Genomic DNA, 26,642 nt, shown 5'->3' with positions numbered 1-26,642 from the left:
AGTCGTCGGCCGGCGCGCCGAAGTCGGACTCAGCGGAGACGCGGCCCGCGCCAAGGGGTTCCGTCGTGGATCTTCTGAATGTTTCCCAGCCTGCACGCCACACCCATGTTCCCGTTCGTGTTGAACGCGTAGAACGACAGGGAGACGCGGGCGTAGCAACCCGAGTACACCTCGGAACGGTCAAGGATCGGCGAGACGTTCTCGTCCACAACTTGCGGCGGAGTGGGGCTGTTGGCGTTGACGAAGAAGCTGTTTGCGTAGGCTTCGTCGTCACGCTCGGTATCCCCGTCACGCAGCGGCAGCTTCAGAGCCGCCTTGTTGAGGCGCTTGCCTCCGAACTTGGCCGTACCAGCGTCGATCGCCGCGTCGATGGCCTTCTCGATGGCGGTGATGCTGGCGGTGTCGGTCTTCGGGATGATCAGCGACACGGAGTACTTGGGCTTGCCACCTTGGATGGAGTTCGGCTCCCACACGTGAGCATAGGAGAGGCGGACTTCGCCGGTGACGACGCGGGTGGGGTTGTTGGTTGACATGGTTGTTACCTGCTTTCTGTTTTCGTGAATTCGGTTTGTGCGCTGTGGATTTCCAGCCCGAGTCGTTTGTCGGTATCAGGCACGAGCGTTGGCTTACCCACGGGCTTGGCCTCGAGGTCGCCGAGCACCTCGGTGAAGGTCTTCTTGCCCATGAGCCGTTCCATCGCAGTGAGCGTGATGAGTCTGCGGTCGTAGATGTCGGCGTACCCGGCAGCTTCAGCCGCTTCGGCGACGGCGTTCTCGTCCGTGTACTTGCGGACTGACCGTCCGGCGACGAGCTTGAAACCATCCCAGTGCTTGCCCTGGTTCACCGCCTGCGAGAGCGCGTAGGCCTCCACATCCGCAGCCCACGTTTTGAGCTGTGGAATTCTTGTCAGCACGTCCGCAATCTCGTTGCCGGACAGTTCGGCCGGTGGAGCAAACTCGTGCTTCGCCACCGCTAGGTTTGCTTGAGCTCGTGGCCGACATATTGGTGCGATGTGGCAGAATTGGCACCACGAGCCGGGACAGAACTCGCCCCCGCCCGCCGCAGCCAACTCGGCCTTCGTCTTCACCTCGGTCTCAGCCCATGCGAGGAGGTCGGCGACGCTGGTTTCCCAAGTGTCAACGTTGCTCCGCGGGGCTGGTAGATTGTCACCGCAACATCGGTGATGTCATACAAGTCCCCGAAGGCGTGGACGGCTCCGAGCGCGTACAACATGAGTTGCGGGTTGTGTGCGACCTCGACGAGGATGCCCTGCCCGTACTTGAGATCGGTGATCTGTAGCTTGGGTTCGGCGATGATCACGCAGTCGCCGGTACCGAAACCGCCCGGCACGATGTGGGAGAAGTCGAGGCGCTGCTCGATCAGCACCTGCGGATCACCACAGGCCTCCCGTGCCAGTGCGATGTGTTCCTGGACGAAGGCGACGTAGCCGTCGGTCAGGTCCTCCAACTCGGTATCGATCCAGCCGGACCCGGGCTTGAAAGTCGGCGCGTCGTTCAGGGCGCGCCGGAGATTCCACTCCGCCAGAGCGTGTACGACGGTGCCCTGCTCGGCCACCGCCGACGTCGCGTCCGGCTCACGGGATTCCAGCACCGCGCTGGGTGGGCAGTTCAGCCACCTGTGCGCGCCCGACGCCAAGAGTAGCGCATGCTGGTCAGGCATCGGACAGCTCCTTCGCCTTGGCTGGCAGCCACCCGTACTTCGTCGGGTCAACCGCCGACAGCTTGTCCGCGCCGGTGGCGACGATCAGTTCACGCACCTGCTCCGTCATGCCTTGGCTGGAGAGCCCGGCGAGCACTCAACGCACCTGCGCCAGCGACACCGGCTCCGGCTCAGGTGCCGGTTCGGGGGCCTGTCGGTGGGCGGCCTCGTACTCAGCGGTGGCCTGCTCCAGGTCGGGTTGGGCGAGCCCGGTGGCGGCGATCGGACGAACGCCATCAGGACGTCGTCGATGTCAGCGACATGCACCTCGACGGTTGAGGCTTCGGAGCCGGGCAGGAGCACGGCCAGGCGGTGCTGGGGTCGGCTGGTGCCGAAGATCGCGCGCAGCATCCGCCATGCTGGGGCGGATTCCTTTAGCGGCCAGTGTGGCAGCTGGGCTGGGATGCTTTGCGATCTTGATCTTGAGCTTGGTGGGCATCCGGGTTTCCTTCCAAGTTGGTGGTGGTGCGCCCCATCACCGGGCTGGTGAAGGGAGTGCCTTGCATCTGTCAGGCATGGGGCGCACCGAAACCGGACGGCCTACAACTCGGTGAGAATTCTGCGCAGTTGCGCCAGACCCCGCGAGACGGTTTTCCGCACTGCATCGGCACTGGTCGGCTGGCCTGCGCCGGTCTTGTCGGCGGCGATCTCGGTGAAGCTGTCGCCGTGGAGCACATGCAGCTCGATGTACTCACGCTGCGTCGCGGTCAGCGGACTCAGCAGTTCGACCACCGCGAGGTTGGCCTCGACCTGCTCGGTGAAGTTCGGATCGTCCGAGGCGAAGTAATCCGCGCCCAGCCCGTCACGCTCGTCGTCATCACCGTGGCCGGGTTGGTCGGCGGAGATGTCGGAGCGGCGGCGGTTGTCCAGCTCGCGGTACTCGGCGTATACGTCGTCGAGGTAGGCGCGAGCCCACTTCGGACGCGAAGCCGGGTCGCGCAGCTGGGTACGCAGTTCTTCGCTGTCGGGCAGGTCAGGGACGGGTAGGTCGATGGTGTTGCCCCTGGGGTCAGGTATGGGACGGTGAATTGGTTGTTGAATCCCACGTTAGGGCTTCCCTTCTTGCGAAGCGAGACCCCGTTGAGTGCAACCGAGGAGAGACCGTGGTGTTAAGCGGAAACAGTGGCGGGCACCGACCCGACCCGGGGGTGAACCCGGATACAGGTGGTGCCCGTCAAGCGCTCAACGGAGGTCCCCCGAATACGGTTGAAAAACGCATGCGGGCGTAGGAGGAAGGCGACCGGCCGGTGACCGGTACGGCTTTGACCGCCACAGCGGTTGGGCTGTCCTGCCGGATGACGTCTGGCCAGCAGCACAGCCGTGAGGGCTACTTGCCTTTACGCGGCTTGGCCTGAGCCAGCGCCGAGGCTGCGACCGACTTCGTCTTGGCCGAGGTGCGACCGTCGCGCAGCAGTGCGGACGCCTTCTTGGCGACCGGCCGAGACGTCTGCTTCGTGTTTCGTGTACCCATGTCCCTGTTCACCTCCTGCCTCAGTTCGCTCCGACATGGTTACGCGTTCGTGAAGATGAACGCGACAAGAGTGAAGCGGCCTTGTAAGATCGAAGGAACACAGGTTCGCTGTTCGCCCTTGTGGTTCTAGGTTCCCCGATGACGATTTTCTGATCGGCTGGGAAGCGATGGGCAGCGATGGGTCGCGATGGAGAGGCGGTGCGGTGGAATACAAGTCGAACTTCCACGCTGTCTTGGCGACGCTGCGCCCGCTGATGAAAGGCACCCGTAACCTTGGCGAGTTCACCGCAGGTCTCATCGACATGGGACTCGTGCCTCGCGGAACCGTCGACGGCGAGAAGACCGCGCTTGAGATGCGCAAGTCGGCGACGTGGAAGGGGTACGCCAACGGGTCTGCCCAGCTGCCTACTGTGTTAGCGAGCGAGCTGGCTGGGCGATGGGATCAGTTTCGGTTCGCTAGCAACGTCTCCCAGGCATACGAGGAGTCGGCACTCAATGACCTAGCCGACCGGCTCCACGACCTTGACGAGTCGATCAATAGGGGCAATGTCACCGAAGGTCTAGGCAAGCTGTTCTACAAGGTGTTCACCGAAGCTGCCGGTGAGACCGCTACCGTAACGGAGCCCTTGACTTTGGCAGACAAGGCCGACCGATCTGGCATCCCGTACATTGACGAGAAGACGAATCGCCTCAGGCTTGCCGACCGCTCGGTCGCGTTACCGCCGAAGCATCCCACACCGGACACAGTTCAGCCTGCTGAGCTTGGGTATGTTTCGGCGCTCCTGGCCGCGTATTGCGAAGACAAAGCCCGTACCGGCGTTGAGGTGCAGCTGGACGACATCCCGTCGCGTCTGGTTCAACACTTCCAAGAACAGCGCAAAGCGTTCTACCGTGCCGAATGGGTACGAGAAACATCGTGGAACTGCATCCACGATGGGCGGCCATTGTTTGACGAGTTCCTGGAAACGATGCACACGGGAGTCTCCGATACCAACTTGCGTCAGTACACCAACGGACTCGAACGCCTCCTCGCGACACTGGCTCAAGCAGCCGCAGTCCAACTCGACGGTGTCCGGCTCGACCAGATCATTGACCTGATCGACGTGTGGAGCCGGAAAGGTTCCTGCCACGAACTCGTCGCCCGGAACCGGCTGGGATGGGTAGACTGATGCGCGCCACGTCCCTAGACACAAGTTTCGAAGCTGAACTGCGCGGGCTCATCTTGCTGTTCCTGCTTGGAGATGCAGGGGATGCCGACTACCTGGGTGCCCTAGACACCATCACCGTCAATGCCCACACCTTCGGGGTCGGGGCAGAGAACCTCAACGGCACCCACCGACTGGCCAGCGGAGAACTCCACACGCGCACAGTCTTGATGACCCAAGCTCTCCAGCATTTGGCGATCCAAGGATTCGTGACACTACAGCCAGATCGTTCTCCGGCGGCCTTCAAGATTACCGCTGAGGGTGAGTCAGTCGTCAACCAGTTCCGCTCCCGATACGCCGGTCAGTTGTTCGACACCGCGTTGGAGACACTCGAGCGGGTTGCCGACCTGAGCACGAGCGAGCTGGCTCAGATCATCAGGTCAGCGACCCCGGAAGGAGAAATGCGATGACACCAGGCTTCTGGATCAGCAGCATCACCGTGGGCGGGCACCCCACTCGGCGGGACTCCAGCGTCGGTTTCGAATCTGGACTCAACGTCATCTACGGACCGTCTAACTCCGGCAAGTCCTGGGTGCTTCAGTGCATCGACTACGTGTTCGGGCTGAAAGCCGACGAGTTCGTCCTCGACGAAAACTCCGGCTACACCGCGGTGCGTATGGGGGTGCGCACCGCGCAGGGCTCACTCACGTTATCACGCCCCATCGGTGAGGGAGCCAATAACATCGAGGTCTCCAGCAAAGACCCACGAATTGAGTCTGGAACCTACAAACGTCAATCGTCTGGCCGTTCCCCGCTACTTAGCTCGGTGTGGCTCAAACTCATCGGCTACGACGCCCCTGAAAACCTCAAAATCATCAAGAATCAAAACCTTGAAACCCAGGCGTTGACGTGGCGCACCTTTTGGCATGCGCTGTACGCGGATGAAGACCGGATCAGCACCAAGAAACCAATCCTTCTCCCTCTTCAGACCACCGCACAGCCCGCGCTCAAATGCGCCCTAGCGTCACTGATCACCGGCAAGGACTATGCCGCCTACGCTCGTGAAGAGTCTGTCGAAACGAGGAAATTGCGTAACAACGCGATCATCGACTACCTCGAGCCGCTCCCCAAACAGCTTGAAGAACGAATCGAGTTGATCGACAAAGCACTCGGTAGCAGCGATCCAGCAGAGATCCAGCAGCGCATCGATGAGCTGAACGCAGAACTGGAACGTGTCCAGCAACGCATCACACACGCCACCGTGCAGGGGCAAGACGTCATTGCACGCCTCCAACAGGTGCGTGACGTGCTGGCGGAATCCCGCAGTCTGCGGAACCGATACGAGGAACTTGCCGCCTCCTACTGTGCCCGCATCGAGCGGTTCGATTTCGTCGAGGAAGGCCACGCCCTCACCGCACACAGGGAACCGGCAACAACCTGCCCCGTATGCACGCAGGCACTACCACCGGAAGCGCGATCCGCAGTTCCAGAGCCCGATCTGCGTGAACGCCACGACCTAGCTGCCCGACTCAACGATCTTCGTCAAACGATCCATCAGATGGATCTTGAACAGGCACCACTGCAAGCACAAGAGCAGGATCTCGCCGCAGAAGCGGAGCGCATCACCCGGCACATTAGCGGCGAGTTAGAGCCGAAACTGCAGGCCCTCTCGACTTCGCTTGCCAGCCACAACGCGATGATCGCCATGCAAACAGAAAGAGAACAGCACCTCGAACGCAAACAAGCCATCGAAGACGAACTTGAAGAACGCAAGAATCGCACATTCCCCAAGGGCAACTTCAATCCGCTCGACGGATACCCGAAAACGTTCTGGTCGCAGATGGGCACCAACCTGTTCGACATCCTTGGAGCCTGCGCGTTCCCCAGACTCAAAGTTGCCCGATTCTCGCGTGAACTGTTCGATGCTGTCATCAACGGCAAAACCAAAGCGAAGGAAGGGCAGGGCTACCGGTCGTTCGTCAACACCGCTGTCATGCTCGCCTTCCGGGAATACCTCGTTGCCGAGGACGCCACACACAACCCCGGCCTGCTCATCATCGACACCCCACTACTGGGGCTCGACGATCCACAGCTCGACCCCGAGCTTCAAGAAGCCCGTGAAACCATCCCCGCTGCCCTCTACGACTACCTCGCCCTCGAACAAGACGGCGGTCAGATGATCATCGCTGACAACACCAAGTTCATGCCCGACATAGAACCACTGAAGGACCGATGCAAACTCATCGTATTCACGAAACGTGTAGGAGAAGGACGCTACGGCTTCCTGCTCGATGCGCAGGACGAAGACCTGATCGATCTGGAGGAAACAGATGACAACTAACCGCGCCTTCAGCTACAAGCCCCTCTGGAAACTCCTCATCGACCGCGACATGAACAAAACCCAACTTCAAGAACGTGCAGGCATCAGTCCAGCCACCCTGTCCAAACTCGGACGCGGCGGCAACATCACCACCGACGTCCTTGCCCGCATCTGCGAAGCACTCGACTGCGACATCGCCGACATCTGCGAGGTCGTCCCCACCGAGCTGAAAGGAGAGACCGACTAGATGACCGCTCAACGCCTGCAGCTCACCTGGTACAACAAGGACAAAGCCCTCATCCCCACCGAGACCGGCAAGTACGGCTACACGTGGGTTGACCCCTCAGACCCGCGATACTGCGAAACCCACACCCTCGTGCTAGACGACTACGTGCAAGGTGCGCAGACACCAAAGTCGGAAGAGTTCGAATACTCCGAGCGCGCAAACCTGGAGCCCCAGGACGACAACCTGCTCATCCTCGGCGAATCCGGCGACGTCCTCGAAGCGCTTACTCGCGTGCCAGAACTGGCAGACAAGTACGTCGGAAAGGTGAAGCTGATCTACATCGACCCACCGTTTAACACCGCACAGACCTTCGCTAACTACGAGGACAACCTAGAGCACTCAATCTGGCTGACCATGATGAGAGATAGGCTACTACACCTCAAGAAACTGCTGTCAGACGACGGGTCTATATGGGTCCACCTCGATGACGTGGAGAACCACCGAATGCGGGTGCTCATGGACGAGGTGTTTGGGAGTGGGAACTTTGTGGCAGAGGTTGCCTGGGAGAAGGTGATGGCACCTAAAAACTCCGCAAAATATCTTTCTGTGGATCAGGACATGATCATTCTCTACGCCAAGAGTCGGAATTCTTGGACTCCGAATGAACTGCCGCGCACCGCCAAAATGAACTCCATGTACTCAAATCGGGACAACGACCCCCGGGGACCCTGGCAATCTGACAACTTCACTGCAAGTAAGCCCTACTCGCTAGGTGTCTACCCGATAGAAACCCCTGGAGGACGAGTCATTGAGGGCCCTCCTCCGGGGCGCTTCTGGAGGAGCTCTTTAGAGACCCTCAAGAAAATGGACGCCGACAATAGAATCTGGTGGGGACCAAACGGGACATCTACACCCCGCGTTAAGCGATTTCTGTCTGAGGTCAAGGGCGCCGTTCCTCGCACATTTTGGCGCAAAGAGGACGTTGGCTACAACGACATCGCGTCGAAGGAAGTACAGGCGTTGTTCCCCGGTCAAAACCCGTTCGCGACTCCCAAACCCGAACGTCTCCTTGAGCGTGTCATCCACATTGCAACGAATCCCGGCGACATTGTCCTGGATGTTTTTGCTGGTTCGGGGACGACCGCCGCGGTTGCGCAGAAGATGGGTCGCCGCTGGGTGACGTGTGAACTTGTCGAAGATACATTCAACCGGTTCACTAGACCGCGCCTCCAGAAGGTCATCAATGATCAAGACCCGGGCGGAATAACGCGCGCCAAAGGTGAGCGCATCGATGCTACTGAGGATGGTTTACCAGAAGGACTGTCACCGGAGGATGCTCAGAAGCTAACCTCGTTGCTTAATAAAGCAATCAGTGACCAGCCGGAATTGAAGAAATCAGCTGACATTCGTGCGGTGAAGCAACTAGTGAAAACCAAGCGTTCGAAAGACGTTGTTAACTGGCGTGGAGGCGGCGGATTCCAGGTTGCTCACCTCTCGCCTGCGTGTTTCGACTACGATCCTGAGCTGGATCGTGTGATGCTAACTACTGTCGCGACCGGACAAACCCTGATCGAGTCGGTGTCGGCGAATCTTGGGTTCACCCTGTTGCATTCCGATGATGACTACGTCTTTGATGCCCGCCGCGGTAATGCCTTGTTAAAGGTTGTTGAGGGTGTGGCCACGGTCGAGATGGTGGACTGTTTGGTCTCTCAGATCCAGTCTGGGGAGACGATCGTTTTGGCGGCGACCTCGGTGATGGATGGTGTTCGTCATCATTTGCGCCGGGCGTGTAAGGGATCGCGGGTGGTTGCCATCCCGGATGACATTTTTCGTTACTCCGAAGGTGGTGGCCGGTAGTGACTAAGCGTCTAAATATCAGTTTCGATTCCGATCTGCTCGAAGCGATCAGTGCTGACTTTGATCTGCGTGCCCCGAACAGGGAAGCCCTCCGCCAGCTCGTCTTCGCCCTGGACGGTGATTATGACCCTGAGGTTCAGCAGGTGCTGAACCTGGCTACCGGTGTGGGCAAGACCTACCTGATGGCCGCTTTTGTGGAGTATCTGCGCTGTCAGGGTGTGGGCAATGTCGTGATCGTTACCCCCGGCAAGACTGTTCAGGCTAAGACAGTGCAGAACTTCACTCCAGGGGCGCCGAAGTTCATTACAGGCTCCCCGGTCCCGCCTGAGGTAGTGACCCCACAGGATTATTCAGCCTGGATCAACCGTACGAACGGGGCAGCCCGGTTGTCTCATGGGCGTGAGGTGCCGGTGTTGGCGTTTATCTTCAATATCCAGCAGCTGATTGCTCCGAAAGATGTGGAGGGAGACACACATGGTGGCACGCAGGACGCTATGCGTCGTAAACCGCGTCGCTTCGACGAGAACGCCGGGGTGCTTTTCGATTACCTGAAAGACCAGGAAGACCTGGTGGTTATCGCTGACGAGTCACACCTCTACGGCACCACCGCGAAGGCGTTTAACGCTGCGCTACGCGAGCTCGAGCCCGCGGCATCGATTGGGTTGACGGCCTCGGTGGACAAGAAGAAGGACCATGTCATCTTCGAGTATCCGCTCTACCAGGCGATCAAGGATCAGTACGTCAAAGCCCCAGTGCTGGCTTTCCGCAAAGACGGTTATGGCACAGACCAGGCATCCGAGGAACAGCAACTGCGTGACGCACTCCAACTGCGTGGGATCAAACAGGCCTTCTACGATTCTTACGCTTCAAACAACAACCGCAACAGCGTCAACGCCGTGGTATTCATTGTCTGTTCCGATGTGGAGCATGCAACCCAAGTTGCTGACCTACTCCGCACCCCGGAGTATTTCGGACGTGACTCTGCGGTGCTGCAAGTGGACAACCAGCACGACGATGACGCCACGCAACAACTTCTCAACCGACTCGACCAACCAGATTCCCCAGTGCTGGCGGTTGTGAGCGTCAACAAGCTCAAAGAGGGCTGGGACGTGAAGAACATCGCGGTAGTCGTCACACTACGAGCGATGGCCTCTGAGGTGCTCACACAGCAGACGATGGGACGCGGATTGCGCCTCCCGTTTGGGCGCTACACCGGTGTGAGCCAGATCGACCAGCTCGACATCATCGCCCACCAGTCCTTCAAAGAACTCTTAGCAGCCGAGAACGTCCTTCAGCAGTTCGGCCTCGACGAGGCAGTCAAAGACACTGATCAAGAAGAAATCGAAAAGGCCATCCGTAAAGCGGTTGAAGGCGGCGGATCTGCCGAAGGCGAGGCGCCAACAGTAGGTGGTGCCTCAGCCATCCAACTGGCAACTGCCACAGGTCAGCAACCCGGAGGGATCGACGCGCCAGCAACGGGCCGCGGACAGGAGATCCCAGAAACTGATTGGCAAAACCCAGGCGTTGGTGTGCGTCTGTTTGACGACAACACTGCAGAAGGCAGCGTCGAATGGGAGATCGTCTCAGTCGACCGTAATCCGGCTTTCGCTGATGTTTCCTACCATTTCCCGGTCACAACGATTACAGTCCAGCAGCCTCCAATCGAGCTATCGGAGATTGCTGATGAGCAGATCGAACAAGCAGCTCGGAGAGTGACCTCTGCGGGGGACGTGATGTACCGCAAGGAGATCATTGCCGCAGTTGGAAAGGGGCTACGGGTAGCCGACGTTGAGAGCGCGGAAGTCGACTCCATCCCAATCCCTGACGATGATGCTCACCAGGCACTGACCAAGCTCATCATGAACATGAGTCTGGTGCCTAAAACTGAGCCGATGGCACGCTACATTGATACCTACCTGGTGCCGAAGTTCATGAAGCATGTTCCCTTTGATGACTGGACAGTGAAGTCCCTGGCCTCGGCACAGTTGCTGCTCCAACAGCTCGTTCACGCTTATGTGGTGAACACCTTGCGTTCCACCAGTGAGGTGCCGAGCATTTATCCAAAGAGACTGCCCGGCGACGGCTATAGCCTGCCCCTAGGCGAAAGAATCCACGACCAGATTGATTCGCGAGACGAGTTCGTGCGTGGGCGGGCCTACGGAGGCTGGTTCAAGTCCCTATTCGAAGCAGAACACTTCGATTCCTATAGCGGTGAGTACCAGCTAGCCAAATTGCTCAACATCTCACCGAACATCGAGTGGTGGCACCGCCTACATCCGCAGGACAACGCGTTCATCTACTTCAACTCCAAAGACCGCTACTTCCCAGACTTCGTCGCCAAGGACACCGAAGGCGTCCATTGGATCATCGAGGGCAAGAGCGAACGAGGCAGAGACGACGCCCAAGTCCAAGCTAAGCGCCTGGCTGCAGAGTCGCTGGTGCGCAGAATGATCGCTGACGATGCCTACGTCGGTCAGCACTGGGGCTACCTAATTGCTTATGAGAAGGACATAGCGAAATCCGAGTCATGGTCGGATCTTAAGGCACTAGCCCAACCTATTAGCAACTGTCTGTAACGTGTTTTCGTTACTCTTGCATCGGAACCGAGTTGGAGACTAGGCTCCATCAACCTGCAGGTCCGCAGGACAGGTTTGTTGTCCCTAATCTCACCGCATTTATCAGTCGCTACAAAGACTTTGTTCGCTGGGCGCGGTTGAGGTCTAACAGACAGGTCAATCTCCAGTCCAGAGCTTTAGAGTGTTTCAATTTTTAATGTGACGGAGAGTACCTAACCTAACGTTGCGAATTCGATCGATTCCAGCTCGTCAGTGCGCATCATCGTGCCACCGCACTAGTTTGGTTACTGGTATTTGATTTTGTTGATGACCCAGAACGGACCGGCAGGTACCGGCGAAGATTGTACCCTCGCCGGTGCCTGCCGATGGGCTTAGCAGAGTTTCCGCACGAGCTACGCCGTCACCTAGCGGGTAAATGAGGGCAACGCGTCAGACCCACTAGGTGGCACTCGTCAGAACGTGACTTTCGTTAGTCGTTCTCGCTAATCACGCGCAACGTATTGCGATAGAAAAGCGAATGAAGATCCTTGTCCGACCAACCTTTTTGTTTCAAGGTTTCGGCCAACACTGGGTACTTGCTAACGTCCTCAAGCCCCAAGGGTGTTTGCTCGATTCCATCAAAGTCACTCCCAATCCCGAGATGGTCAATTCCAACAAGTTCTCTCGCATGTTCGAGGTGAGCAACTACATCGTTGATTGAGGGTCTGGGTTCAGGATTGCGTCGCATCCACCCCCGAAGCGTTTCTGCTGCTGTTTGGCTCGGAAAACCAGAAGTCTCCGAAAAGTCGGTACCGAAGCCCAACTCACTTTTAACTTTGGCCAGCTCCTCCTCATAGTCTGCAACATCCTGTCTAAGGAATGCTGGAACGAACGTCAGCATAATGACCCCTGAGGCGTCAGCGACCTTCTTGATCAAAGAGTCCCTTGCGTTCCTTGGATGATCCACTAGAGACCGACAATTACTGTGGGACAGTATCGGTGGCCGCGTTGTGTGTTCAAGCGCAGCAACCGACGCTTTTTCCGAGACATGTGAGAGGTCAACAATTATTCCCAGCTTATTTAACTCGTGGATGAATTGAACACCAAGTTCAGTGAGCCCTTCGGCTACTGGCTCTCCTGTCGCAGACTCCGCCCATTCAGTTGAATCATTGTGGGTAAGTGTCAGGTAGCGGACGCCTAATCGCCGGAACACCCGCAGAACTCCGAGCGAGCCGCCGAGGCTGTGGCCACCTTCAACACCTATCATCCCTGCAAGCTGGCCACGCTCCATCACTTGCAATGCATCTTGGGCGCTTTCCACTAATGCGAAATTTGGAGAACGCTCAACTAATCGATGAATAAATTCAATTTGCTCAAGTGTATGGATCACAGAATCCGCTTGCGACAAATGAGAAGGTACGAACGCCGACCAGAACTGAAAGCCAACCTTCCCTTCTGATAAGCGAGGCCCGTCAGTGTGCAATTTCCCATTACCGCTGTCGAAACCACTGGCGTCAAAATCATATTGGTAATGAACACGCATTTGCCAAGGCAAGTCATTGTGTCCGTCTGCTACGACTAGTTCGGAGAGATAATCTATTTCGCTCACTAGTCCACGCTCCAGTCTTTCGGGCTCAAGGCCTCAAGCGGTTCCCATTCGTGGTTGATGTCGAAGGCTTGCGGGCCGAAAGTGTCTAGCGCCTCGGGCGACCGCATGATTTCTGGCGTAGAAATACCAAAAACTGTGACTCGTTGGCCATAACTGAGTGCTTCGGTTGTGATTGGAGCACCGGTTTCTTCATCCATAACGCTAATCAGGTCGGGGACAATCGCGACCACAGAACCGTTTCGGTACGCAACTGAATTTTCATTTCTGAAGTCAATCTTCAGCTCATGCTTTTCATCGAAGCTTTGGATCCTCGCTGAACCCTGTGAAAACCCGCTTTGAAAGCGACGCTCAACGTCAACGATCTTTCCTGAAAATAGTACGACCCCATGTCCGTAAATAGTGTCCTTCAAGAAAGCTTGTAGCTCCTTGAACGGGTTACGGTGAAACTCATTGGCCTCTCGCAAAACTTTGCCAATGTTGATCCCAAGAGTCATGGTGTTCCAGACTGCAGTTCGCTTAACATCAGAGCCACGCATTGGGTACTCGGCAATATAGGCACTTCCACCCATCTGGATTGTCACCGCACGAGCAAACTTCTCCATCTTCCTGTTGTCATCGCCTGTATCGATCAAACTGCAATGACCGTGTTCGTCAGCGACTACCATAGGAGAACCTGAAATCCCGTAGACTCCAAAAGTCTCCATTTCTAGTTGTGGAAACGCACGCCCCATTCCGTCTGCATCAACCACAGGAACATCTGCTATCGCGCCAATGATAAGCGGGACCATCGAATTCAGACCCCCACATTCCATTGGAATGGTTGCGACGGCTTCCTCGCCAAGGTGTTTTTCCAATGCTCGGTAGGCAGTCACGACTTCCTTGCCTGCAGGCACTTTTTCGACCACCACGGTTGGAGCTCCCATCATGGCCGTGCTTAAGACAAGGCCGGAGTCATCCAGCTCACCTGGGTCAAGAATCTCGATCTTTTTTCCTGACCTAATTTGCTCTTCTACCAACAGGCGGCCGATCAGCGGATCCCCGCCACCTCCAGTCCCTAGAACTGCGGCGCCGCGTGCTAGATCCCGTACTTGCTCAATTGTTAGATAGAAGCCCATCAGTTCTTTCCTTTCTTAGATTCAGACAGCGGCAAATCGCCTACAGCTTTAATCCTGATTCGAGATGCGTTTCCAGGTAGATATGCGAGCGGCAACTCATCGATATCGACGATCGAAACCGACTCTGGGTTAGCTCCCGATGCAACGGCCTTCTCAATCGCTTCGTGCTTCGCTTCCTCAAGTACCTCTTCACGCTTGCCCGGTGGTACAGGAACGATTCGGTCGATCTCCCCGCCTACCTGTGCGATAGCAGCCCCGATCGCATTCGCCACGCCGGCATGTTTGGGGTGAACGACTTCGGACGCTCCTTCGATTGATTTCGGTACCATGAAAGTCCCTCCGCCAACTGCGACAACCGGAACCGGCACGGGGCTCGTCCTCATTCGATCGACAGCATCACTCACTTGGGCATCAATGCAAGAGACAGCGGCTTCAACCTCGCTCTTAGATAGATGAGCGACCAGCTCACTGTCACCGAAGTTTGCTCGTCCTGCGGCTACCATGACGTCGCTAGCGGTCATGACACTTCCACCAAAAATGAGTGATTCTTGTGGAAGGCGGTATCCAACACTTTCTGGGCCGACCTTCATTTCACCATCAACTTTTGACACCAAGCTTCCGCCCCCGACTCCAATGGAATAGACGTCTGGCATGCGGAAGTTTGTCCTAATACCGGCGACTTCAACTTCGCTACTAGTTTGGCGCGGAAAACCGTTTGATAATACACCTACGTCGGAAGTGGTTCCGCCTACATCGACAACGATGCAATCGTCGAGCTGTGAGAGAAACGATGCTCCGCGCATGGAGTTTGTTGGTCCTGAAGAGAACGTTGCGACCGGATACTTTCGTGCTTGCTCCACATCCATCAGCGTCCCGTCATTCTGGCTCAAATACAAAGGCGCATTAATGCCAAGGCTGATAAGTGTCTCTTTCAACGAGCCACAAATCTGCTCGGAGAGTCCCCGTAACGCAGCGTTGATGATGGTTGCATTTTCACGCTCGAGCAGGCCAACACGTCCGATCTCATGGGACAAGCTCAACGGAATCTCTGGGTATTCAGCGGAAATAATCTCCATTGCCTGAAGCTCGAACTCAGGGGTCATTGGAGAAGATACCGAAACAACTGCGAGCGACTCAGCTCCTTCTTCGAGAGCCTGTTCGACGGTTCTTCTGAGTTCGTTTGGTTTCAGTTCGGTAATTGTGCGTCCATCGAACTCGTGTCCTCCGTGGATAATAAAGCCCTGTCCACGTACAGCTGTCTTCAACCGTTCCGGCCAACCCACAAAAGGTGGCAACCCACTTGTAGCTGGCAATGCGAGTCGGATAGCTGCAGTTGGTGTCAGTTTCTTTGCTTCAATAAGGGCATTGATGAAATGAGTAGTACCGACCATTACTCCATCAATGTCGTCGGGAGAGAACTCATGCTCTTTTCTTAAAGCATGAACAGCTCCGGCTACCCCCTCAGCGATACTGTCGAGCGTGGGACTCTTTACACCTGCAAGTATCTCGTGTCCATTGATGAGGACGGCGTCCGTGTTTGTGCTTCCAACATCAATTCCAATGCGCATTTAGTGCTCCTTGCCTAGTTCTGCTTATTTTCAACTGGGATCACTTGTAGTGCTCGAATTAAGCCCAGCTTTCCTGCAAGCACATAGAGGACAATGCTTGCCAAAAGGGAATTCAGAGAGGGGATACCAATGGGCAGCGTCGCCCCAATTACTACGGCGATTAACCAAACGATTAACGTCCCAATTACCCAACCAGGTTCTTGATCAGGTAACCGGGGGGCGGACTCAGAAAGGAGCGTCCTCCAGGTCCGCACAATGTAATATTCTGCGACCATAATCCCTGCAATAGGCGGGAAGGTAACTCCAAGAAGAGTCAAGAACTGGATGAAATAGTCAAGAATCCCCGCGGCTGCCAGGAGCGAACCAGCAAGACCGATAAGAATCGTTACTTTTGCACGGCTTACATTCTTTCCGAATACCGTACTCATGAAGCTCACGATTCCCAGAGACGCCCCGTAAAGGTTCCAGCCATTCATTTTGATGGTTCCTGCAACGATGATGATTGCGCCAATAAAGCCACTCGTTGACGTGACGATGTTGATAATGTCGTTGGTTTTTAGCGCATGGGCTAGCAAGACTCCGGCCAATGCCACACCAATTTCCCCAATGGTCACACTTACGACGGTCTGTTTCACGACGTCTGCAGCCGAACGATTGAACCTAGTCATGTCGGGAGTGATCACCATCCCAACGATGAAACCTCCAGCTACTAGAGTCGTGCCTGCGGCTAACGTCAAAACCGGTCCAGGTGCGGGTTGAGTAACCAGTTCCCCGATGTCGTGTTTTTGAAGTTCACTGATGATTGACCAGCCTGCCAGCCCTAGGAATGCAGGAATCGTGATGTAGGCCGTCCAAGCCATAGATTCGAAGCCGTACAGCACAATTGCAGTCACACCCAGGCCCATGAGGATGGCCCAAACCCAAGTTGGAACACCCGGGACAAAAGAAGCAAGCCCGTCTGCTGCGACACCACTTTGTACGCCAAACCATCCGATCAGACTTAGTGAAATAACCAGTGAAATTAGGCTTGAACCGTACCGACCGAACCCTGTCCACCGGGCGAGCATAGAGGTGGAAAGGCCTTCTCGCTGACCAAGGATCCCTGTCATGATGGCAACTACCTCAAGGATCACTGTCCCTAGAAAGATCGCCAGCATCGAGTCCCAGAAAGTCATTCCAAACCCTAATGCGGCGCCCAACAGAAACTGTGAGAGCGCAGATAGCTGCCCGAAACGCTGCACAGCTACTTTTAGCCAGTGTTCCCTTTTACCGGACGGCACGCGCTCTAATGCGTAATCGTCCGCTCCGATGAATTCGTCAGAGCTCTCTGTTTTGCTCGTTTCCTGCATCGCAACCACCAATTTCCTATGTCTCTAACAGATCAACGTCACCTGTGACGTGTAATCTGCATCACTTAGGAGCGAGCCTATTGAGCTATACTGAGCCACTCAATATGCACAGTGCCAATTATTTAGCAGTTTGCACACACGATGATTGGAGGCAGATGGCAAGCGTCAGAACAGTCGGGATGAACGCATTAAGGGCCATAGAAGCGGGCGCGCAGTTGCTTTCTTCAGGAGGGGGTGGCGATACGCACCTCCCGCGAATGCTCGTTGAAGACGCAATTCGCAGGTTCGGCCCTGTGCAGCTTTTATCGTCTGATTCCTTGGCTCCACGCACACCTGTGTGCTGCACCGGTTTAGTGGGCTCTGTTGTTTCGTTTGGGGAGAAACCAGCAGGGGCGGAGGTTTTTGAAAAAGCCATACAGTCCCTGTGTCGTTATAAAGGAAGCCAGGTTACCGCTGTATTTCCGTACGAATGCGCAGGAGCGAATGCCTTCCTGACCTTGGCTCACGCCTCCGTGCAAAGACTTCCGGTACTTGACCTTGACTTCATGGGACGTGCTTTTCACTCGCTTACACAAACGACTCCTACGCTTCACGGACTTGATCTCGCCCCAGCTGTTGTTACAAGTACTGACGGCACAGTTGTCTTGCTCGACAAAGTCGATAATCGAGGTCTGGAAAACTTTATTCGGCCGATGATGCGCAAACTTGGCGGTTGGGGCGCCCTAGCCGCGTTCCATGAGCCGCATGAAATAGCTAATAGAACTGCGGTTTCTGGTAGCTATAGTCGCGCATGGGGACTGGGAAAGCTCTATATCGAGAACCTTGAAAACAATGGCTTTGACCTAAGGAGAACTTTGGCGAAACTCCACGAACAGAGCGTTCTTCGCAGCTTGGGGAGTGGATACGTTGTGGACGTACATTGGACCACGCGTTCCCAAGGTGGTAGGCGGAGTCCAGCCGCTATATTCACGGTGTTTATGGAATCTGGTAACGATGGGGTAATTGTTTCTGGGGAACATCTTCGTTTGGACGCAATGCACGAATTTCTTCTTGTATCCCAGAACGGACAGGTAATTGCTCAAGCTCCAGAAATCATTTCTGTAATCGATGTTCGAACGCAGAAAGCACTCCAAACTTCGTCGCTCAAACAGGGCATGAAGGTCGAGATCATCTCGCTTCCACCGGCGCCGGATTGGGCTTCGGCAGTTGGTCGTTCACTGAGCGATCCTAGTTATCATGGCATTAAACTACCGGCAGATAAGTGAATTCAATGGAAGAAAAACTGGATAACCCATCCTGTCTAGAAATTCTCCACGAGGTATTTCGTTCCCAGTTTGAGGTGCTGTGGGGCGGTGATGTGTTAGACAGAGAAATCAACGCTATCGGTCTAGGAACCTATGATCGAAATGGCGCCCCCACTTTTTGGACTCCTAACGGTGAGAAGAGTGGCTACTCGCTGGCGATTCTTCCGGAAGATCACTCTCCGGTACTCGAGTTTCTCATTCCGTCCCTTGTGCGCCAAGGTGTGGGAGCGGTCTTCCTAGTAGGAACAACTCCCAGTCAGTATTTGCCGCCAACGACCTTAGATCTCGCGAAGAAGACACGTTTACCGATCGTCTTTGTGTCTGATTCTTCTGCCGTTGAATCATTCACTGAAGTCGTAAGTTATTTCACGGCGAATGAATCTGCCGATCCGGAATTGCCGACACTTTTAGCGTCGAACTCCGCCTATTTAGATGACCCCCAATTACTGATGGATCTTTTCGCAAATAGGCTCGGAGCCAGTTTGTACCTGACTTCCAGCAAGAGAGACGAGCCGATCTTCACTTCTTCCCGTAAAAAAAGTGCCTTGAGCGCACAGATTCAGCCTAGGGAAGTCTCAGAGTTGTTTTCGTCGCGCAACGAAGTTTTTCGTCTCGAAGCCCGGTGGCCGTACCCGCCATCTCGTAGATTGAAGGCACGTTTAAATTTATATTCCAAATATGCAACCCTCTGTTTAAGACCCTGGGTTCTCAACCGTCATGAGGAACTGGTTGAAGATCAAGTACGAAAAATGGATCTCCTCACCGCACTGGCATCCGTCGAAGATCCAACGGCTCAGGATCTCCTTGCCGTCCAGGCTCATGAGTATGGTTGGAAAACTACCGCGTGGCACATAGCGGTGTGGGCAGATATTTCACACCCCGAACTTTCTGATCCATCTCTCAAGTTATTGCGACAAACCCTGCATATTAATTTAGGGGAAGGCAACTGGGTGCTGCATGGAGCCAATGAGATTTGTTTCATCTTCTCTTTATCTGATGAGAGTGAGATACCCTATTCCGATCTCTACACGGCGTCTGAAAAATTAGTTCCTCCACGCAAGCATCTATCCTTCCTTGCGGTATCCTTTCCTCAGTTTGGAGCACGGGGACTCGGTCTCGCAGTTCTCGAAGCGAGACGATTGCACAGACACGCCAAGGCGAACTCAGTGGGGTCTAAAGTTCATATCCAAAGCCATCAAGTCGATGACCCCTTGCTAGTGCACGTCCTAGGTGGTCCATTAGCTTTCAAGCAAGCACAGGCAAAAGTCCGGTTGCTCGTCGACCACCCAAACTCAGAGCTGTTCAGAACGCTGGATACATATTTACAATGCGAATCCAACCTCAGCGAAACTTCGCAACGGCTTCACATACACCGCAACACAGTAAGTCAGCGTCTGCAGACAGTCGCGAAGCTTTTGTCCTTCTCCTTCGATGACCACAAAGAGAAACTGGCTCTGCGCTGTGCGTTCGAAATTCTTAGATCAGAGCCGCATGTCGCTGCAAAATATGATCGATAGCGACGAAACCAGTTTGTTCTGATGATTCGTGTGTTTGGAAGATGTCACGCACGTCCATGCCAGCCAAAAGGGTCAGACCAGTGTGTACAACGAAGACCGGCCCTGGACTCCCGCGAAAACGGGTAGCGGAACCGGTCATGTTGTAAATCATTGTAATTGAAAGCCGTGCCTACTGCCTCCAGAAGCCAGTGGTGCCGGTCAAGAACGCTGTTCCGTCCACTACAGAACCGGGCCGCGGAGCAGGCTCAATATCAATCGGAAGCGCCAGGTTGACCATCATGCCGCAATCGGCAACGACGCGGTACCACTGCTTACCCGTGAGTTGATTGGTCACCACCTCAACCTCTACGCACACCGCTTTAAAAATGCTGGCCGAACTCAACTCTTCTAGCTCAGCCGCTCCGGTCGAAAAGTGAAACAGCCCCGGGCTGGCAATGAACGTTGGCCCCAACGTAATTTCACTGGGCATCCCGTCAGCCTGGTCGGCCAGAGACGAAGCATCAATGGGTGTCTGCTGGGCGCGCCAGTCATCAACTGACTCAAACACTTCAACATCAGCGGCGACGGCACCAAGACAGTACGAAGGATATGGTTCAGGCTCACCGACGTCGTCTCGCGCATAAACCGGATACATAAACGGATCATCCACCCAGACCAGCACTTTAGTGAACAGAGAACCATCAGGTTCATATACATTCATCACAGCTAAACCAGGGATCGGCTGCCACGCGTCAACAGGTACATGAGCAGGACCCGTCACCGAAACAGAATTGTCGAACCTACCGTCTAACGACTCGTATACAGAAAATGTGGCCCCTGACGGATCTACGTAGGCGGCCATATGGGTGAAGTCGGGGGCGTCCACGCTTAAGAGCGTGCCTTGGCTCAGTAATGAAAGGGTGTCATTCCAATCAGGAAGAAGACCAAGAGATTCCAAATATGTTTGTGCCACACGCTTATTTTGTCATGTACGCAGACAACCGTGCACATCAGGCCTGGTCTCTACTAGAATCGGTGTGGCCTGTATGCATCATCCGTGGAACACGGGACGCGCAGCGCTCAAGGCACCGCCAAACAGGGAAGGACACACATGAAGACCGCAGAAATTAAGCGCCGCTGGCTGGAATTCTTCGAATCCAAAGGCCACACCGTGGTGCCATCTGCGTCCGTGATCTCATCCGATCCCTCCATCCTCTTCAACATTGCCGGCATGGTGCAGTTCATCCCATACCTCACCGGCCGCGAACCCGCCCCCTTCCCACGCGCCACCTCCGTGCAAAAATGCGTGCGCACCGCAGACATCGAAGAAGTAGGCCAAACCACCCGCCACGGCACGTTCTTCCAAATGAACGGAAACTTCAGCTTTGGCGACTACTTCAAGAGCGAAGCCATCTCCATGGCCTGGGAACTGCTCACCACCCCAGAAGACAAAGGTGGCCTGGGCTTTGACCCCAACCGCCTGTGGGTCACCGTCCACGAAGACGACGCGGCCTCAATCGACCTGTGGCTCGAAGAAACCAGCATGCCCCGCGAACGCATCCAAATGCGCGGCAACGAAGACAACTTCTGGCACACCGGCCAACCCGGCCCCGGCGGCTACTGCTCCGAAATCTACTACGACCGCGGCCCCGCATACGGCAAAGAAGGCGGCCCAGTAGCCGACGAAGACCGCTACATCGAAATCTGGAACCTCGTCTTCATGGAGTTCGAACTCTCCGAGGTCCGCACCAAAGTCGACTTCGACATCAAAGGCGACCTGCCCGCTAAAAACATCGACACCGGCATGGGCCTGGAGCGCGTGGCGTTCCTCAAGCAAGGTGTCGAGAACATGTACGAAATCGACGAGGTCTACCCTGTCATCAAGAAGGCCGAAGAGCTCTCCGGCCGCGCATACGGCGCCAACCACGACGACGACGTCCGCATGCGTGTTGTCGCCGACCACGTCCGCTCCGCCCTCGTCATCATCGGCGACGGCGTGCGCCCCGGCAACGAAGGCCGCGGCTACATCCTGCGCCGCCTGCTACGCCGCTCCATCCGCGCCATGCGCCTGCTGGGAGTCACCCAACCCGTGCTCCCACACCTGCTTCCCGTCTCCAAAGACGCTATGAAGCAGTCCTACCCGGAACTCGACACCGACTTCGACCGCATCTCCAAGATCGCCTACGCGGAAGAAACCGCGTTCCTGCGCACCCTGGAATCTGGCACCCAGCTGCTCACCCGCACCGTCGCCGAGGTGGGCAAAGGTGGCACTATCGACGGCGCCGTGGCATTTACCCTCCACGACACCCACGGCTTCCCAATCGACCTCACCGTGGAAATGGCCCACGAGGCAGGCGTGGAAGTCGACGTTGACGGCTTCAAAGCCCACATGGAAGAACAGCGCCAGCGCGCTAAAGCTGACGCGAAGTCCAAGAAGGGCGGGGGAGCGAACCTCACCGCTTACTCCCACCTGCTCGAAGCCGGCACCTCGGAATTTGTGGGCTACGACAACCTCAACACCTTTGCCACCGTGCGTGGCATCGTCAAGGACGGTGAAGCCGTTCCCGTGGCCCGCGCCGGTGACACCGTCGACGTAGTCCTGGACATCACCCCGTTCTACGCTGAATCCGGTGGTCAAACTGCTGACATCGGCCACCTCACCGGCCCTGACCTCAAAGCCCGCGTCACCGACGTTCAGAACATCCTCGCCGGGCTGCCCACGCACAAGGTCACGGTAGAAACCGGTGAACTGGAAACCGGCGCCCTCATTACCGCGCAGGTCGACCCAGACCACCGCTACCAAGCCCAACAGGCGCACTCAGCAACCCACCTCATCCACGCCGCTCTGCGTGAAGTCCTGGGGTCAAACGCCACCCAGGCCGGATCGCTGAACAACCCCGGCTACCTGCGCTTCGACTACTCGTACCCAGAAGCACTCAGCCCAGCCGCTCGCCAAGAAATCGAAGAATGCGCCAACACCGCAGTCCGCGACAACTTCGAAGTGGGCTACGACTTCCTGCCCTTCGAAGAAGCCAAGAAGTCCGGTGCCATGGCCCTGTTCGGTGAACGCTACCCAGAAATCGTGCGTGTGGTCGACATCAACGGCACCTGGTCGCGTGAACTCTGTGGAGGAACGCACGTCACCCGCACCGCAGAAATCGGCCCCATCTCGCTGACCAGCGAAGCCTCCGTGGGCTCCGGCACCCGTCGCATCGAAGCCAGTGTGGGACTCGACGCTATGAAACAACTGGCCCGCGAACGCGCCACCGTGGCCCAGCTGTCAGAACTGCTCAAGGTGCCCGGCCCAGACGTCTACGAACGTGTCACCGGCCTCATGGACCGCATCAAAGAAGCCGAACGCACCATCGCACATCTCAACCAGGAGAAGGTCCTGGCCCGCGCAACCGACGCAGCCGCCAGCGCCCTGAAACTCGGCCCCGCAACCGTCGTCACCACTGAACTCGGTGAGGTGGCAAACGCCGCGGACGTCCGCTCCTTCGTCCTCGACGTGCGCAACCGCCTGAACGACCCCAGCCACGTCATCGCAGCAGTGGGACTGGCCAACGACAAACCCGCCGTCGTCATCGCTGTAGGCCATGACGCACAGCAAGCCGGCCTAAAAGCCGGAGCTCTTGTCACCTCGGCCTGCAAGACCCTGGGCGGCGGCGGAGGCGGCAAGCCCGACCTCGCACAGGGCGGCGGCCAGGACGCCGCCAAGGTCTCCGAAGCACTTCAAGCAGTGCGCGACCAGGTAGCGAACTCGTGAGACGTGGCCGACGCTTAGGGATCGACGTTGGAGCCGTGCGCGTGGGAATCGCCCACAGCGACCCCGACGGGATCCTCGCCTCACCTCTTGAAGTGGTCAACCGCCGAGGTGGTGACAACTTCGCCCTGCGACGCATCCAAGAAATCGTGGAGGAAGTCGACCCGGTTGAACTGGTGATCGGCGACCCCACGTCCTTGGACGGCAAGGCGCGCCAGTCAGCGGACAAAGCTCGGCGTTTCGCCCAAAAGATCGTGGACCGCACTGGGCTCCCGGTAAGGTACGTGGATGAACGTTTTACGACTACACAAGCGCACCTGATGCTCCAAGCAGCAGGAAAAACGTCTAAGCAACGACGCGAAACCGTGGACGCGCAAGCCGCAGTGGTGATCCTGCAAACAGCTCTCGACGCTCTAGCACGTGAGGACAACAGTGGGGATTGACGACGTATTTGAAAACAAGAGCACTCGCAAGGACGCCCGGCAGCGTCGGCGCGCCCGGCAAATCCGGCGTCGCCGCATCACCGCCATCGTTGTAGTGCTCGCACTCGTCGCCGGTGTCAGCGGAATTGTCGCAGTGAGCACCGCAACAGGCGCGTTCTCCAGTTTCTTCGAGTCCAAAAAAGACTACGAAGGCGAAGGAGAAGGTGAAGTCACCGTCACCGTGATCCCCGGCGCATCCGCCAGCCAAGTGGCCAACCAGTTGGTTGAAGAAGACGTCATCCAAGCGGCGTCCCCGTTCCTCAAAGAGATCGAAAGCCGGGGCGTCGTCATCAAGGCCGGGACGTTCAAAATGCGCAAACGCATGAGCTCCAAGGCCGCAGTCGACGTGCTGGAAGAAGCTACCGCTGCCCACCGGCTCACCGTGGCAGAAGGCCACACCATCAAAACCATCAAGGCCAACGCCATCAAAGCCGGTGTCAACGAGCAACAACTCGACAAGGCCATCGACAAGAAGAAGCCCAAGGACTACGGCCTCGACGTCGACGCGCCCAACCTGGAAGGCTACCTGTACCCGGCCACCTACGACATCGACCCGTCACGCCCGGTAGAAGCGCTGGTCCAAGACATGGTCAACAAAACCAAGGACGAACTCAACAAGCTGGCCATCCCGCACGACGACGCCCACTACTACCTAACACTTGCCAGCCTGGTGCAGATCGAAGCCAACAGCGACCCCGAGGTGCAAGCCAAGGTGGCGCGCGTGTTCGTCAACCGGGTGGGCAAGAAGTCTCAAACCAGCGGGCTTCTCCAGTCCGACGCCACCGTGGCCTACATTCACGGTGCGCGTCAGGACCTGACCACAACAAAGGAAGAACGCGAAAGCAACAACCCGTACAACACGTACAAGCACAAAGGATGGATGCCAGGCCCCATCAACTCGCCAGGTGAACCCGCCGTTCGTGCGGCCTTGAACCCGGCCAAGGGTGATTGGCAGTTCTTCGTCGCAACCAACCCTGACGAAGGAACCGTGAAGTTCGCCAGCAACTACAAAGACCACCAGAAGAACGTCGAAGAGTTCCGCAAATGGTTGCGCGAACACCGTAAGAAGAATGGATAATTTTAACGCCTGCGTGGCAGGGTCTCCCATCGCGCACTCCAAATCACCTGACCTGCACACGGCAGCACTCACAGCGCTGGGCATCCCGGGTCAGTACGGCTCAGTTGAACTCACAGAAGACCAACTAGCCGGCCACATCGACGCCCACCCCGAACTCGTGGGCATGTCGTGCACCATGCCGCTCAAAACCACCCTGGCTCAACTAGCCCACGAACGAAACTGGAACATCGACCCCACCGTGACCGCAACCCGGGTCGCCAACACGTTCGTCAACACCCCCACGCCATCCGTCTACAACACCGACGTCGCTGGAATCGTAGGTGCCCTGCGAACCTCTGCCACCTCGGCGGCCGTTGTGGGGTCCGGTGCAACAGCAACCAGCGCGCTGGTAGCCCTCAAAGAGCTGGGCACCACGTCCGTGGACATTTACGCCCGCAACCAACGGACCCGCGCCGACCTGGCCCAACTCGCCCAATCACTGGGCATGGACGCCACCCACGCTGGCCTGGAGAACATCAACTGGGACCACGACGTCATTGTGAGCACCCTGCCCACCGGGGTGGACTTGGACGTTCCCACCCGGCTTTCTGCCACCGTGTTAGACGTCGCGTACGCCCACGGCTCAGTGGGGGAGAAGGCTAGAGACGCCGGAGCCGAGGTGGTCTCCGGCCTGGCAATGTTAGTGGAGCAGGCTGTCGCTCAGTTCGTTCACTTTGTGGGTGTCACCGGGAGGTCGCTCACCTCAGAAGAGGTGCACCGCGTTACGGTTGCCATGTACGAAGCCGTCAACCTGACCCCGCCCGTCACCCCACCGAAAGGAGACTCATGGAGTCCATCTCATTAGTCGCAGGACTGTCTCTTGCGGTGGGAGCGTCGATCGCCGTATCCGTCATCATTTGGTTCATTTTCCCCAAACTTATTAACGACGAAGCAGGCCTACGCTTATTGCGTGGCCTGCGCACCGACAACCGTCCCGTATGGCTTGTGTCCTTCGTCATGGCGGCAACAGGGCTGGTACTCGCCTGGATTTCCGGGTTCTTCCTGCCCCTTTTCATGTCGCGTACCTACGCCGACATCCCCATCATCATCGCCCTAGGCGTCTTCGCGGGTGCAACCGCGTGGCTGTTCTGGATCGACAGCGTCCTCCACCGCCTACCCAATCTGATCGTGCTACCCGTCACAGGGCTCATGATCGTGGCCTATCTGGTGTCCATGGTGCTAGGCGTGACCAGCAAACAGTCCGCCTTTGACCAACTGTGGGCACGCGGAGCAACCCCGGCACTAGCAGGACTCGCCGGAGCCGGAATCACCGTGGTCATCTTCGCGATCGTCTACCTGTTTGGCCTTGCCCTGGGCAAAGAAACCCTTGGTCTGGGCGATGTGAAACTCGCAATCCCCGTGGGAATGGTTGCCGGAACAGCGAGCCAATGGGGACTTATTGTGGCACTTGTCATCATGAATCTGTCAGCCCTGGTGTATTTCCTCATGTACTTAGGTAAACGTCGCAACATTGCGTTTGGGCCACACATGCTCATTGGTGCGTGGACCGCAGCGTTGATCACACCGCTCATTCTGTAGAGTTAGT

The 26,642-nt window shown here is 56.7% G+C and carries 23 protein-coding genes and 1 pseudogene; 14 read left to right on the top strand and 10 right to left on the bottom strand.

What is annotated here, in order from left to right; genetic code table 11:
• Nucleotides 1–29: 29 nt before the first annotated feature.
• The 4 genes and pseudogenes from QP868_RS08335 to QP868_RS08320 all read right to left on the bottom strand — a co-directional run bounded on the left by QP868_RS08335 (nt 30) and on the right by QP868_RS08320 (nt 2,158).
• On the bottom strand, nt 30–533 hold the full coding sequence (locus QP868_RS08335; RefSeq protein ID WP_473964638.1) for a DUF2815 family protein: 504 nt from the start codon (nt 531–533) through the stop codon (nt 30–32).
• A 5-nt stretch (nt 534–538) separates the two neighbouring features.
• Nucleotides 539–1,680 (bottom strand): annotated as a pseudogene (locus tag QP868_RS08330) (DUF2800 domain-containing protein).
• Nucleotides 1,673–1,816, bottom strand: a complete 144-nt coding sequence (locus QP868_RS08325) for a hypothetical protein (RefSeq protein WP_284926116.1) — start codon at nt 1,814–1,816, stop codon at nt 1,673–1,675. The pseudogene QP868_RS08330 and the gene QP868_RS08325 overlap by 8 nt, the downstream one beginning before the upstream one ends.
• A 156-nt stretch (nt 1,817–1,972) precedes the next feature.
• Nucleotides 1,973–2,158, bottom strand: a complete 186-nt coding sequence (locus QP868_RS08320) for a hypothetical protein (RefSeq protein WP_284926115.1) — start codon at nt 2,156–2,158, stop codon at nt 1,973–1,975.
• Nucleotides 2,159–2,184: 26 nt separating this feature from the next.
• Between QP868_RS08320 and QP868_RS08315 the strand changes: the two genes are divergently transcribed.
• Complete coding sequence (locus tag QP868_RS08315; RefSeq protein ID WP_284926114.1) at nt 2,185–2,706, top strand: hypothetical protein; 522 nt, start codon at nt 2,185–2,187, stop codon at nt 2,704–2,706.
• Nucleotides 2,707–3,046: 340 nt separating this feature from the next.
• On the opposite strand, the gene QP868_RS08310 is transcribed toward QP868_RS08315, so the two are convergent.
• Entirely contained in the window at nt 3,047–3,190 is a 144-nt protein-coding gene (locus QP868_RS08310; RefSeq protein ID WP_166741061.1) for a hypothetical protein, read from the bottom strand.
• A 203-nt stretch (nt 3,191–3,393) separates the two neighbouring features.
• Here QP868_RS08310 and QP868_RS08305 point away from each other — a divergent pair, with 203 nt between their 5' ends.
• The 6 genes from QP868_RS08305 to QP868_RS08280 are packed head-to-tail and all read left to right on the top strand — an operon-like array spanning nt 3,394 to nt 11,314.
• Complete coding sequence (locus QP868_RS08305; protein ID WP_284926113.1) at nt 3,394–4,359, top strand: ABC-three component system protein; 966 nt, start codon at nt 3,394–3,396, stop codon at nt 4,357–4,359.
• Nucleotides 4,359–4,805: an ABC-three component system middle component 2 gene (locus QP868_RS08300; RefSeq protein ID WP_284926112.1), complete on the top strand. Its 447-nt coding sequence runs from the start codon at nt 4,359–4,361 to the stop codon at nt 4,803–4,805. Before QP868_RS08305 ends, QP868_RS08300 begins: the two co-directional genes overlap by 1 nt.
• Complete coding sequence (locus tag QP868_RS08295; RefSeq protein WP_284926111.1) at nt 4,802–6,676, top strand: AAA family ATPase; 1,875 nt, start codon at nt 4,802–4,804, stop codon at nt 6,674–6,676. The genes QP868_RS08300 and QP868_RS08295 overlap by 4 nt, the downstream gene beginning before the upstream one ends.
• The gene (locus tag QP868_RS08290; protein ID WP_284926110.1) at nt 6,666–6,902 is read left to right on the top strand and encodes a helix-turn-helix domain-containing protein; all 237 of its coding nucleotides are present in this window, start codon (nt 6,666–6,668) and stop codon (nt 6,900–6,902) included. The genes QP868_RS08295 and QP868_RS08290 overlap by 11 nt, the downstream gene beginning before the upstream one ends.
• Nucleotides 6,903–8,738 (top strand): site-specific DNA-methyltransferase, encoded by a 1,836-nt coding sequence (locus QP868_RS08285; protein ID WP_284926109.1) that lies wholly within the window; start codon nt 6,903–6,905, stop codon nt 8,736–8,738.
• Nucleotides 8,738–11,314, top strand: coding sequence for a DEAD/DEAH box helicase family protein (locus QP868_RS08280; RefSeq protein WP_284926108.1), 2,577 nt, complete (start codon nt 8,738–8,740; stop codon nt 11,312–11,314). Before QP868_RS08285 ends, QP868_RS08280 begins: the two co-directional genes overlap by 1 nt.
• A gap of 469 nt (nt 11,315–11,783) precedes the next feature.
• Here the strand turns inward: QP868_RS08280 and QP868_RS08275 are convergent, their stop codons facing one another.
• From QP868_RS08275 to QP868_RS08260, 4 genes are read right to left on the bottom strand one after another with little or no spacing between them, the layout of a single operon-like run.
• On the bottom strand, nt 11,784–12,902 hold the full coding sequence (locus tag QP868_RS08275; protein WP_284926107.1) for a dipeptidase: 1,119 nt from the start codon (nt 12,900–12,902) through the stop codon (nt 11,784–11,786).
• On the bottom strand, nt 12,902–14,017 hold the full coding sequence (locus QP868_RS08270) for a DUF917 domain-containing protein (RefSeq protein WP_284926106.1): 1,116 nt from the start codon (nt 14,015–14,017) through the stop codon (nt 12,902–12,904). Before QP868_RS08270 ends, QP868_RS08275 begins: the two co-directional genes overlap by 1 nt.
• Nucleotides 14,017–15,585: a hydantoinase/oxoprolinase N-terminal domain-containing protein gene (locus tag QP868_RS08265; RefSeq protein WP_284926105.1), complete on the bottom strand. Its 1,569-nt coding sequence runs from the start codon at nt 15,583–15,585 to the stop codon at nt 14,017–14,019. The genes QP868_RS08270 and QP868_RS08265 overlap by 1 nt, the downstream gene beginning before the upstream one ends.
• A gap of 14 nt (nt 15,586–15,599) precedes the next feature.
• Complete coding sequence (locus QP868_RS08260; protein ID WP_284926129.1) at nt 15,600–16,934, bottom strand: purine-cytosine permease family protein; 1,335 nt, start codon at nt 16,932–16,934, stop codon at nt 15,600–15,602.
• Nucleotides 16,935–17,014: 80 nt separating this feature from the next.
• Here QP868_RS08260 and QP868_RS08255 point away from each other — a divergent pair, with 80 nt between their 5' ends.
• Together QP868_RS08255 and QP868_RS08250 are read left to right on the top strand one after the other, a co-directional pair.
• Complete coding sequence (locus tag QP868_RS08255; protein WP_284926104.1) at nt 17,015–18,199, top strand: DUF917 domain-containing protein; 1,185 nt, start codon at nt 17,015–17,017, stop codon at nt 18,197–18,199.
• Between the two features lie 5 nt (nt 18,200–18,204).
• The gene (locus QP868_RS08250; protein ID WP_284926103.1) at nt 18,205–19,755 is read left to right on the top strand and encodes a PucR family transcriptional regulator; all 1,551 of its coding nucleotides are present in this window, start codon (nt 18,205–18,207) and stop codon (nt 19,753–19,755) included.
• A 169-nt stretch (nt 19,756–19,924) separates the two neighbouring features.
• Here QP868_RS08250 and QP868_RS08245 read toward each other — a convergent pair whose 3' ends face one another.
• Complete coding sequence (locus QP868_RS08245) at nt 19,925–20,707, bottom strand: hypothetical protein (protein WP_284926102.1); 783 nt, start codon at nt 20,705–20,707, stop codon at nt 19,925–19,927.
• A 138-nt stretch (nt 20,708–20,845) separates the two neighbouring features.
• Here QP868_RS08245 and alaS point away from each other — a divergent pair, with 138 nt between their 5' ends.
• Genes alaS through QP868_RS08220 form a run of 5 tightly spaced genes read left to right on the top strand, consistent with a single transcriptional unit; the run spans nt 20,846 to nt 26,635 of the window.
• The gene (gene alaS, locus QP868_RS08240) at nt 20,846–23,500 is read left to right on the top strand and encodes an alanine--tRNA ligase (RefSeq protein WP_284926101.1); all 2,655 of its coding nucleotides are present in this window, start codon (nt 20,846–20,848) and stop codon (nt 23,498–23,500) included.
• Nucleotides 23,497–23,940, top strand: coding sequence for a Holliday junction resolvase RuvX (gene ruvX, locus QP868_RS08235; protein ID WP_284926100.1), 444 nt, complete (start codon nt 23,497–23,499; stop codon nt 23,938–23,940). The genes alaS and ruvX overlap by 4 nt, the downstream gene beginning before the upstream one ends.
• Nucleotides 23,918–25,057: an endolytic transglycosylase MltG gene (mltG, locus tag QP868_RS08230; RefSeq protein WP_284926099.1), complete on the top strand. Its 1,140-nt coding sequence runs from the start codon at nt 23,918–23,920 to the stop codon at nt 25,055–25,057. Before ruvX ends, mltG begins: the two co-directional genes overlap by 23 nt.
• The gene (locus QP868_RS08225; protein WP_284926098.1) at nt 25,050–25,901 is read left to right on the top strand and encodes a shikimate dehydrogenase family protein; all 852 of its coding nucleotides are present in this window, start codon (nt 25,050–25,052) and stop codon (nt 25,899–25,901) included. Before mltG ends, QP868_RS08225 begins: the two co-directional genes overlap by 8 nt.
• The gene (locus QP868_RS08220) at nt 25,883–26,635 is read left to right on the top strand and encodes an A24 family peptidase (RefSeq protein WP_284926097.1); all 753 of its coding nucleotides are present in this window, start codon (nt 25,883–25,885) and stop codon (nt 26,633–26,635) included. Before QP868_RS08225 ends, QP868_RS08220 begins: the two co-directional genes overlap by 19 nt.
• Nucleotides 26,636–26,642: the final 7 nt, after the last annotated feature.

This window comes from Brevibacterium sp. UMB1308A (genome assembly GCF_030230605.1).
Lineage (GTDB): Bacteria > Actinomycetota > Actinomycetes > Actinomycetales > Brevibacteriaceae > Brevibacterium.
This window is presented reverse-complemented; position numbering and strand designations above follow the sequence as displayed.

Bases quoted from the DNA above. Each gene is read 5' to 3' on its own strand.
- QP868_RS08220 (WP_284926097.1), top strand. From the start codon at position 25,883: ATGGAGTCCATCTCATTAGTCGCAGGACTGTCTCTTGCGGTGGGAGCG.
- QP868_RS08270 (WP_284926106.1), bottom strand. From the start codon at position 14,017: ATGGGCTTCTATCTAACAATTGAGCAAGTACGGGATCTAGCACGCGGC.
- QP868_RS08300 (WP_284926112.1), top strand. From the start codon at position 4,359: ATGCGCGCCACGTCCCTAGACACAAGTTTCGAAGCTGAACTGCGCGGG.
- QP868_RS08260 (WP_284926129.1), bottom strand. From the start codon at position 16,934: ATGCAGGAAACGAGCAAAACAGAGAGCTCTGACGAATTCATCGGAGCG.
- QP868_RS08295 (WP_284926111.1), top strand. From the start codon at position 4,802: ATGACACCAGGCTTCTGGATCAGCAGCATCACCGTGGGCGGGCACCCC.
- QP868_RS08290 (WP_284926110.1), top strand. From the start codon at position 6,666: ATGACAACTAACCGCGCCTTCAGCTACAAGCCCCTCTGGAAACTCCTC.
- QP868_RS08335 (WP_473964638.1), bottom strand. From the start codon at position 533: ATGTCAACCAACAACCCCACCCGCGTCGTCACCGGCGAAGTCCGCCTC.
- QP868_RS08310 (WP_166741061.1), bottom strand. From the start codon at position 3,190: ATGGGTACACGAAACACGAAGCAGACGTCTCGGCCGGTCGCCAAGAAG.
- QP868_RS08265 (WP_284926105.1), bottom strand. From the start codon at position 15,585: ATGCGCATTGGAATTGATGTTGGAAGCACAAACACGGACGCCGTCCTC.
- QP868_RS08225 (WP_284926098.1), top strand. From the start codon at position 25,050: ATGGATAATTTTAACGCCTGCGTGGCAGGGTCTCCCATCGCGCACTCC.
- alaS (WP_284926101.1), top strand. From the start codon at position 20,846: ATGAAGACCGCAGAAATTAAGCGCCGCTGGCTGGAATTCTTCGAATCC.
- QP868_RS08320 (WP_284926115.1), bottom strand. From the start codon at position 2,158: ATGCCCACCAAGCTCAAGATCAAGATCGCAAAGCATCCCAGCCCAGCT.
- QP868_RS08285 (WP_284926109.1), top strand. From the start codon at position 6,903: ATGACCGCTCAACGCCTGCAGCTCACCTGGTACAACAAGGACAAAGCC.
- QP868_RS08250 (WP_284926103.1), top strand. From the start codon at position 18,205: ATGGAAGAAAAACTGGATAACCCATCCTGTCTAGAAATTCTCCACGAG.